1 protein-coding gene is annotated in these 3,231 nt (G+C 75.2%); it reads left to right on the top strand.

Annotated features, from left to right (window positions below):
- Nucleotides 1-3,231: ribonuclease E/G (locus tag Q0195_RS07745; RefSeq protein ID WP_299276711.1), on the top strand; the 3,231-nt coding region annotated here is incomplete at both ends.

Genomic DNA, 3,231 nt, shown 5'->3' with positions numbered 1-3,231 from the left:
CCCGAGGCGAGCGACGCCGCCACGGACGGGGCGACCGCCGAGACGCCGGCCGCGACCAGCTCCGCCCCGGCCGACGCCGCCGGACCCGCCGAGGAGGCCGCTGCACCCGCCGAGCAGACCGCACCGGCCGAGCCCACCGCCCCCGCCCGGCGCACCCGGCGCTCGCGCACCGTCAAGGCCGAGGCGCCGGAGCAGGCCGGCTCGGCCGAGGACGGCGCGGCAGCCGCGCCCGCCAAGCGGAAGCCCGCGCGGCGCAGGAGCGCCGCCAAGGCAGCGGCGGTCGCCGTGGAGGAGACCGCGGCACCCGCGGCTGTCGAGGAGACCACCCCGGGCGCCGAGGGTGACGCCCCCGCTGCCGACAGCGCCCCCGCCGCGGCCGTCGAGGCCGGAGCGGGCGAGCCGGAGGCCACCGTGTTGGACAGAGCTCCCGCCGAGCCGGCGGTCGAGGAGACCCCCGCCGAGGAGCCGGCACCCACCCGCCGCCGCTCCTCGCGCAAGGCCCGCACCACCGAGCAGAAGATCGACGTCCTCGCCGAGTTCAGCGCGGCCCTCGCGCCGGTCGAGCCCGTCGCCGAGGACGCCGACGAGGACGAGGAGGAGCAGGAGGTCCGGCTTCCCGCCACCGCGCTGCTCTTCCAGGCCCCCGACCCCACCCGCGTCCGCCGTCGCGTCCGGGCCGAGGCAGGTCCGCCCCGCGAGCGGACGGCCGAGCCCGCTCCGGAGCCCGAGCCCCAGGCCACGTCCACCGCGCAGCCCGAGGCAGCGTCCACCACCACGGACGAGGAGAGCGAGGGCGCCGAGACCACCGCCGAGAGCTCCGGTGAGGGCGGTCAGCGCCGCCGCCGGCGCCGGGGTGGTCGCGGCCGCCGCAACCGCGGGGGCGCCGGTCGCGAGGAGAGCGAGAACTCGGAGGAGAACGGCGACGCCGAGGGCGGTGCCGAGCAGACCGCGCAGCCCGCGGAGGGCGCGGTAGAGGACGCCGACCACGACGACGACACCGACGGCGAGGACGGCACCAACGGTGACGACGACGCCAACGGTGACTCGGGTGACGGCGAGTCCGACGACGAGACCACGAGCCGTCGTCGTCGCCGCCGCCGTCGCAGCCGCAGCGCGGACGACGGCACGGCGAACTCGCGTGAGGGCCGCGCGGCCCGCGACGAGATCACGGCGCTCAAGGGCTCGACCCGCCTGGAGGCCAAGCGTCAGCGGCGCCGCGAGGGCCGTGACGCCGGTCGCCGTCGCACGACCATCACCGAGGCGGAGTTCCTCGCCCGCCGTGAGTCGGTCGACCGCTCGATGATCGTGCGGGAGCGCGACGGCCGCACCCAGATCGCCGTGCTGGAGGACGGGGTGCTCGTCGAGCACTACGTCGCCCGCGAGACCCACACCTCGATGGTGGGCAACGTCTACCTCGGCCGGGTGCAGAACGTGCTGCCGAGCATGGAGGCCGCGTTCGTCGACCTCGGCAAGGGGCGCAACGCCGTCCTGTACGCCGGTGAGGTCAACTGGGACGCGGCCGGGATGGAGGGCCAGCCGCGCCGCATCGAGCAGGCGCTCAGCCCGGGTGACACGGTGCTCGTCCAGGTGACGAAGGACCCGGTCGGTCACAAGGGGGCACGGCTCACCTCCCAGATCACCCTGGCCGGACGCTTCCTCGTGCTCGTCCCCTCCGGGGCGATGACCGGCATCTCCCGCAAGCTGCCCGAGAACGAGCGGGCCCGGCTGAAGAAACTGCTCAAGCAGATCGTCCCCGAGGGCGCCGGCGTCATCGTCCGGACCGCCGCCGAGGGCGCCACCGAGGAGCAGCTGCGCGCCGACGTCGAGCGCCTCACCACGATGTGGGACGAGATCCAGGCCAAGGCGAAGTCGGCCCGGAGCGCGCCCGTCCTCCTCAAGGGCGAGCCGGAGCTCGCCGTGCGGGTGGTCAGGGACGTCTTCAACGAGGACTTCGGTTCGCTCGTCGTCTCGGGGAAGGGTGCCTGGGAGACGATCTCGACCTACGTGCGCGAGCTCTCCCCGGACCTCGTGGACCGGGTGCACCACTGGACGCACGAGGCGGACGTCTTCGCCGAGTACCGGATCGACGAGCAGCTCGCCAAGGGCCTGGACCGCAAGGTGTACCTGCCCTCCGGCGGCTCGCTGGTCATCGACCGCACCGAGGCGATGACCGTCATCGACGTCAACACCGGGAAGTTCACCGGGTCGGGCGGCACGCTCGAGGAGACGGTGACGAAGAACAACCTCGAGGCCGCCGAGGAGATCGTCCGCCAGCTCCGGTTGCGGGACATCGGCGGCATCATCGTCATCGACTTCATCGACATGGTGCTCGAGTCCAACCGCGACCTCGTGCTGCGTCGCCTCGTCGAGTGCCTCGGCCGGGACCGCACCCGCCACCAGGTGGCGGAGGTGACCTCCCTCGGGCTGGTGCAGATGACCCGCAAGCGGGTGGGCCAGGGCCTCCTGGAGGCCTTCAGCGAGCCGTGCGAGCACTGCGGCGGACGTGGCTTCATCGTCCACGACCACCCGGTGGAGAAGTCCGCGGCTCCGGCGGCGTCGGACGGGGGACGCCGGCGCAAGCGCGGCGGGAACGGCGGCCGTGCCGAGACCCTGCCCCCGGTGGACGACGCGGCGCGCGAGGCGGTCAAGGCCACCCTTGCCACCATCGCCGCTGCTGCCGCCCAGGCGCACGCCCCGAAGGACAAGGCCAAGGACGCCGCTGAGGACCGGGCCGAGGACACCGCCGAGCAGGACGTCGCCGAGAAGCAGGCCCCGCCCGCCGCGGAGAAGGCTGCCGCGGCGTCGTCTCGGCCCGGCAAGCGGCCGGCGCGCAGGGGTGAGGCGGACACGGCCGGCACGGACACGCCCTCCGTCACGGCCGAGCCCGCCGCCGAGACCGAGCGGAAGGTGCCCGACCTGCCGCTGCCGACCCCGGTCGACCGGCCTGCCGACGCGGCCCAGGGCGAGCAGCGCTCTGCCGAGGAGGTCCGCGCCTCGCTCGAGGCGCTGGCCGCCGCCCTGCCGGCGGGACGTCAGGAGCCCGCCGAGACCGAGGCGCGGCGCCGCAGTGAGCGCGACGGTGACGCCGTACCGGACACCGCACCCGGTGCGGCGACCCAGCCGGCAGCGGGTGCCGGTGACGAGGTGCCCGTCGCGCAGACGGACCTGACCGACGCCATGGCTGACGCGACCGCCACGGCCGACACGGCCGCGAAGGCCGACACCACCGGC

The sequence above is a fragment of the uncultured Georgenia sp. genome (genome assembly GCF_937958535.1).
Taxonomy (GTDB): Bacteria; Actinomycetota; Actinomycetes; order Actinomycetales; family Actinomycetaceae; genus Oceanitalea.
Note: the sequence above shows the minus strand (reverse complement) of the source record. Positions and strands in the feature narration are given on the sequence as shown.